Raw genomic sequence first — 5,751 nt, 5'->3', positions numbered from 1 at the left:
GGACTCAGATACGGGAAGGCGCCCACCATATACCCCCCCCCCCCCCCCCCCCCCACCCCCCCCCCCCCCCCCCCCTCCCCCCCCCCCCCCGGGGCCGTTCGTCCTGCGGCTGCTTCTCCTGCGGTTACCGGGCGCCCCAGGCCTGGTCGGTGGGGACGACCTCGCGGCCGAGCGGCATGAGGGAGATCGGGATCATCTTGAGGTTCGCCCAGCCGAACGGGATGCCGATGATCGACAGGAACAGCGGGATGCTGGTCACCAGGTGCGCGATCGCCAGCCACCAGCCCGCGAAGATCAGCCAGATGACGTTCCCGACGCAGGACGCCGCCCCGGCACCCGGCTTCTCCACGGTCGTCCGTCCGAACGGCCAGAGGATGAACCCGGCGATCCGGAAGGACGCGACGCCGAACGGGATGGTCACGATCAGCACGCAGCAGATGATTCCGGCGACGGTATAGGCAATAGCCATCCAGATACCGCAGAAGATCAGCCAAATGACATTGAGGACGAACTCGATCACCTTCATGGCCGACACCTTCTCACGGCTGCTGCTCGGGGTTCCACGATCCAGCCATGCCCGCCCCCGGGCGCGTCTACGCCCTTAGGGGACGTTCCTCGGGGTTTGTTCCGGGGTCGGCGCGGGCGGACGTGCCGGGGCCGCACCCTCCGGAGGGTGCGGCCCCGGTGTGGCGGCTCGGATCAGGCCGGCGGGGTGCCGTCGGGCCAGACGCAGGGGGAGCTGACCCGGAGGGTGAGGTCGTGGCTGGCGTCGGAGACCCCGTCCAGGGTGGCGAGGAAGTCGTCCTTGGGGTTCTTCAGCCTGATCCAGTCGTTGTGGAAATTGGGGGGATCCTGAACCGGTTGGAAGCCCTGGCCGGTCAGGAATGTTCGGAAGGCGTTCACCGCCTCGGCTTTGGGCGCGGACGGGACGTCGCCGAAGTCGTATCCCCGACGGGTCTGCGTCCTGCCGTGCGGGCCGATGTCGTTGGCGTCGCATTCCATGTCGAAGAAATCGTCCGAGCTCGCGGTCGGCTTGACCGGCAGCTTGGCCAGGGTGTCGGCGAGGTAGGCGTCGATCTGCTTCTTGGCCTGGTCGAGCGTGATCGTGGACTTCGACCGCTCGTTCAAGGTCTGCACGCCGCAGGAGTTCAGGGCCAGGACGGCGACCGCCAGTACGGCGGTGGCGGTGACCCGTTTGATCAGCGGGGTGTGCTCGGTGGTGCTCATGAGACCCGCTTTCCGGCGATGATCTGACCCATGGAGGTCAGGGTGGGCGAATCGTCGTTCCAGTAGTCCGAGTGCCCCGCGTTGGGATTGGTGGGCAGGATCTGCGCGCCGAACTGGGGAACGGTGGTCTGTCGGCCGTGGATCAGGTGGTGGTCACCGTCGCCGAGGCCCCACGAGCCGGCGACGTTGTCGACGATGTTGTCCGTCATCCCGCCGGGGTCGGTGGCGGCGGCCCAGCCGATCGCGTCGGCCGGGCTCTGCGCCACGTACACGCGGGACGGGTCGATGTTCAGGTCCTTGGCGTTTTCGACGCCGCAGCCGGGGCTGGCGATGAGGACGACGTTGTCGACGGGAAGGCCCTTGTCGCGCATGGCGTAGCCCACGGTCGTGGTGCCGTAGCTGTGGGCGAGGACGGTGTTGTTCGACAGCTTCCCCTCGTGCGTGGCGTGCAGGCCGGTCTCGAAGGTGTGCAGCTTGTCCTCCGCGTTCTTCGCGTACTTGTCGTCCGCGGCCTCGGGGATGATCGTCTGCGGAGCGTCGTAGCCGACCCAGGTGATCGACGAGGTGGTGCCCGGGTCTTGCGCCTTCCGGTTGGCGTCGTTGGCCGACTTGACCATCAGATCGGAGCGGTTGATGTCACTGCCGATGCTGCCGAGCCGGGCGCCGGTGCCGGGTACGTACGTGGAGACGTTGTCGGCGGTGTCGGGGTTGTTGGCCGCGATGATCGCGTGGCCCTTGCCGTTGGTGTCGAAGCCCAGCAGGAAGGTGGGCGGGTGTTCGGCGTTGACCGGGGTGTTCAGCCGGTTCTCGATGGCCGTCACGCCCTTCAGCTTGTCTTCGAGGTCGTCGCGCTTCTGCTTCCACGCCGTGTAGTCGGGGTTCTGGACGGGCCCGCCATTGGTCTCGGCGACGGACAGGTAGTGCTTCGGCTCCGGGCCGAGGCCGTCGAGCTGGTGTTGGAGGTCCTGCTTGCCACGCTGGAGGTTGATCCGGTTGGCCTGGTCCCGGGCGAGTGCGGGGACGCCGTCGAGGGCGCCGACCTGATCGGGGTGGTTGAGGATCATCCGGTGCTGCTGCTCGTCGGTCAGGCCGTTCCACCAGCCCTTGACGCTGTTCGGGTCGGTGCCGGCGGCGGGGACCTGTTCGAGCGCGTTCGCGGCGGCCAGGTCGGTCTTCGCCGTGGCGGCGTCGAGCCCGGTGCCGTCGCTCGCGTTGCCGGCCAGGTGGGCGAGCCGGGCGCTGATCGTCTGGTCCGCGTGGGCGGCTTCGGTGAGCGCGGCCGTGATCCGGCTGCTGATCTGCTGGGCCTGCGACTCGGCGTCGGTGCCGGCGAAGGCGGCGGATCCGGGGTCGTTGTCCCAGGTGATCCCGCCGTCGGCGGCGACGGTCAGCTTGTGGGTCTTGGCGTCGTCGAGGGCGTTGATCAGGTGCGCCTGGGCGGCGGCGAAGCCCTCGGCCGCGTCGTGCAAGGCCCTGCTGACGAGGCCGATCTCCTGTTGGGCGGCCTGGAGTTCGTTCTCCAGGAGCTGGATCCGGGCCTGGGCGTGACCGGCGGCGTTCCCGGTCCACTGCGAGTGGTTCAGCCGGTCGACGACCTCGTGCTGCCAGTTCTCCACGTGCTGGCCGAAGGCGGTGGCCAGGGTGTCGAAGGCGGTCTTCGCGGTGGTGAGGTTGATGAGGTCGGCGTCGTGGAGGGTCTTGATGTCCATCGCCTACTCGGCCGCCTTCGCGCCGGCGGGCTTCACGGGGCCCGGGACGAAGGTCGTGCTGAAGGGGTCCGGTTCGTCGGGGACCGGTGCGGCCGGGTTCCGCATGCTCCCGTGGATGTCCTTCTCGACCTGGCGGTAGTAGGCGGCCGACGTGGCGAGCTTGGTGCCGACGTCGCCCATGTCGCCGCCGAGCTTGTCCAGCAGCGTCTTCCAGTTCGTGCCGCAGTTCTGGATGGCGGCGGCTGTGAGCCAGCCCTTCAGGCCCCCGGCGGCCTGGTTGCACGGATCGGTGATCTTCGAGGTCTCGCCCGGTATGAGACCGCCGATGTGCTGAGCGCTCTGTCCGCAGCCGTCCAGTTCGGCTGGGTTGACCTTGAACTCCAAGGCCAGATCAGGACCTGCCATGTCTTTCCCCCGCTGATGAGCTCCCGGGCCGGCGCGCCGCCCGGGTCCGTGTCGACAAACTGCTGACGGATGCTAACGGATCGATCTTCCGGCGGTGGGGAGGACGTGGGCCGGGCGACCTGCCCCGGCTCGGCCGGGGGCGCGGCTCGGGATACCCTGCGGGGGTAACTGGTGGCGAGGTCGGTCGGGAGGTGGACGATGGCGGAGCCGCGTCCGACCGTCCCCCGGGCCCTGCGCCTGCTGCTCCTCGCGGCGCTCCTGCTCGGCATCGTGACGATGCACACGCTCGGCCATCCGGCCGCCGGCGGGCACGGGGTGGAGCACGGGACGGACCACGGGCCGACGCGGCACGCCGTGAGCGCCGGTCACCCGGCGGGCGCCGGGGAGACGGTGCACACCGCCGCGGCCGACGGCATGGATCCGATGACGGTGTGTCTGGCCGTGCTCGCCGGCTGGACGTTGCTGCTCCTCGCCGCCGGCCCCCTGCTGCGGCACGGCGGTGACGCCGCCGCCGAGGTGAGGGCCCGGCTGCTGCGGGCCGTTCGCGCGTTGCCGCCGCCCGGAGGCGGGCGGATCCTCCTCGCCCGGTTGTCGGTGCTGCGCCAGTAGGCGTACGCCGGCCGCCCCGGGTCCGCGCTCCGGCGCGGGCGGGACGGCCGTCGCGACGTCCTGCTCACCCACACCCACCGCACGAGGTGCACTCCGTCATGCGCACACCCACCCGTCGTACCGTGCTCGGCGCGGCGCTCGCCGCCGCCGGCACCGGTCTGCTCGCCGCCTGTTCCGCCGATCCGATGAAGGGCATGGACCATGGGGGCGCCGCCCCCACCACCCCGGGCGGCTTCGTTGCCCCCGGCGGCCCCGAGGTCGCCGCCGCCGAGGCGCGGCGCGGGCCCGGGCCGGAGCGCAAGGTCGCGCTCACCGCCACCGAGACGACGCTCGACCTGGGCGGACGCACCGTCCGCAGCTGGGCGTACGGCGACCGCCTGCCCGGCCGGGCGGTGCGCGCCACGGTCGGCGAGACGCTCGCCGTCAGTCTCGCCAACCACCTTCCGCAGCCCACCTCGTTGCACTGGCACGGCCTCGCGCTGCGCAACGACATGGACGGCGTACCCGGGCTCACCCAGGACGCGGTGCGGGCGGGCGCCGGCTTCGAGTACCGCTTCGCGCTCGCCCACCCGGGGACGTACTGGTTCCACCCGCACTCCGGCGTCCAGCAGGACCGCGGCCTGTACGCGCCGCTGATCGTCGAGGACCCGAGGGAGCCGCTGCGCTACGACCAGGAGTGGGTCGTCGTCCTGGACGACTGGGTGGACGGGGTCGACGGCAGCACCCCGGACGCCGTGCTCGCCGAACTCGCCCGGGGCATGGGCGGGATGGACCGCGCGGGGATGGACCACCCGGCGATGGGCGGCCACGACATGGCAGCCATGGGCGGCACTCCAACCGGCGCCCCGAGCACCGCCCCGCCCGCCGCCGGCCCGTCCCGGATGCTGATGGGTGCCCGCAGCGCGCTGCTCGGCGGCGACGCGGGCGACGTCGGCCACCCGTTCCACCTGGTCAACGGCCGGCTCGCCGGCGCGCCCGAGACCTTCACCGCCAAGCCCGGCGACCGGGTCCGGATCCGGCTGATCAACGCGGGCGGCGACACCGCCTACCGGGTCGCGCTGGGCGGCCACGAGTTGACCGTCACCCACACCGACGGCTTCCCGGTCGAGCCGGCCACCACCCAGGCGCTGCTGCTCGGCATGGGCGAGCGCTACGACGTGCTGGTGACCGTCCAGGACGGCGTTTTCCCGCTGACCGCGCTCGCCGAGGGCAAGAACGCCGCCGCACTCGCCCTGCTGCGCACCGGCGGCGGCGCCGCGCCGGACGCCTCGGTGCGCCCGGCGGAGCTGGACGGCAGGCTGCTCGGCGCGGCACAGCTCAAGGCCGACCCGAGCGTGCGACTGCCCGCCAGGGCGCCGGACCGGACGGTGCGGCTGGAGCTCACCGGCGGCATGGCGAAGGCCGACTGGGCGTTCAACGGCCGCCGGTACGACCCGGCGCAGCGTTACCCGGTGGCGGCGGGGGAGCGGGTGCGGCTGGAGTTCCGCAACACCACGAGCATGTGGCACCCCGTCCACCTGCACGGCCATACCTTCGCGCTGCCCGGTGACGGGCCCCGCAAGGACACCGCGATCGTGCTGCCGGGCGCGACGCTCGCCGTCGACTTCGACGCCGACAATCCGGGCCTGTGGATGGTGCACTGCCACAACGTCTACCACGCGGAGACGGGCATGATGACCGTCCTCGGTTACCGGGCCTGACCTTCGCGGGGAGGGGGGGGGGGGGGGGGGGGGGGGGGGGGGGGGGCGGGGGGGGGGGAGGAGGGGGGGGGGGGAGGGGGGTGGGGTGTTCACCCGTATTC

General features: G+C 71.8%; 6 protein-coding genes. 2 read left to right on the top strand and 4 right to left on the bottom strand.

Features of this window, described 5'->3' with window-relative positions; genetic code table 11:
* Positions 1-124: 124 nt before the first annotated feature.
* The 4 genes from AC07AL_RS20890 to AC07AL_RS20875 form a co-directional block, all read right to left on the bottom strand.
* A complete protein-coding gene (locus tag AC07AL_RS20890; protein WP_063346584.1) occupies positions 125-526 on the bottom strand; it encodes a YccF domain-containing protein in 402 nt (133 codons plus the stop codon).
* Between the two features lie 173 nt (positions 527-699).
* Positions 700-1,227, bottom strand: coding sequence for a hypothetical protein (locus tag AC07AL_RS20885; RefSeq protein WP_371516118.1), 528 nt, complete (start codon positions 1,225-1,227; stop codon positions 700-702).
* Positions 1,224-2,936 (bottom strand): alpha/beta hydrolase, encoded by a 1,713-nt coding sequence (locus tag AC07AL_RS20880; protein WP_478317924.1) that lies wholly within the window; start codon positions 2,934-2,936, stop codon positions 1,224-1,226. The genes AC07AL_RS20885 and AC07AL_RS20880 overlap by 4 nt, the downstream gene beginning before the upstream one ends.
* A gap of 3 nt (positions 2,937-2,939) precedes the next feature.
* A complete protein-coding gene (locus AC07AL_RS20875; protein ID WP_363585961.1) occupies positions 2,940-3,341 on the bottom strand; it encodes a hypothetical protein in 402 nt (133 codons plus the stop codon).
* Between the two features lie 198 nt (positions 3,342-3,539).
* On the opposite strand from AC07AL_RS20875, the gene AC07AL_RS20870 reads away from it, so the two are divergent.
* Entirely contained in the window at positions 3,540-3,950 is a 411-nt protein-coding gene (locus AC07AL_RS20870; protein WP_363585962.1) for a DUF6153 family protein, read from the top strand.
* Between the two features lie 98 nt (positions 3,951-4,048).
* Positions 4,049-5,650, top strand: coding sequence for a multicopper oxidase family protein (locus AC07AL_RS20865; protein WP_400803414.1), 1,602 nt, complete (start codon positions 4,049-4,051; stop codon positions 5,648-5,650).
* Positions 5,651-5,751 lie beyond the last annotated feature (101 nt).

The organism is Kitasatospora sp. NPDC043949, assembly GCF_056435365.1.
Note: the sequence above shows the minus strand (reverse complement) of the source record. Positions and strands in the feature narration are given on the sequence as shown.

What these genes read in the sequence shown, in the direction of transcription:
- AC07AL_RS20885 (WP_371516118.1), bottom strand. Translation starts at nt 1,227, where the DNA reads ATGAGCACCACCGAGCACACCCCGCTGATCAAACGGGTCACCGCCACC.
- AC07AL_RS20890 (WP_063346584.1), bottom strand. Translation starts at nt 526, where the DNA reads ATGAAGGTGATCGAGTTCGTCCTCAATGTCATTTGGCTGATCTTCTGC.
- AC07AL_RS20870 (WP_363585962.1), top strand. Translation starts at nt 3,540, where the DNA reads ATGGCGGAGCCGCGTCCGACCGTCCCCCGGGCCCTGCGCCTGCTGCTC.
- AC07AL_RS20880 (WP_478317924.1), bottom strand. Translation starts at nt 2,936, where the DNA reads ATGGACATCAAGACCCTCCACGACGCCGACCTCATCAACCTCACCACC.
- AC07AL_RS20865 (WP_400803414.1), top strand. Translation starts at nt 4,049, where the DNA reads ATGCGCACACCCACCCGTCGTACCGTGCTCGGCGCGGCGCTCGCCGCC.
- AC07AL_RS20875 (WP_363585961.1), bottom strand. Translation starts at nt 3,341, where the DNA reads ATGGCAGGTCCTGATCTGGCCTTGGAGTTCAAGGTCAACCCAGCCGAA.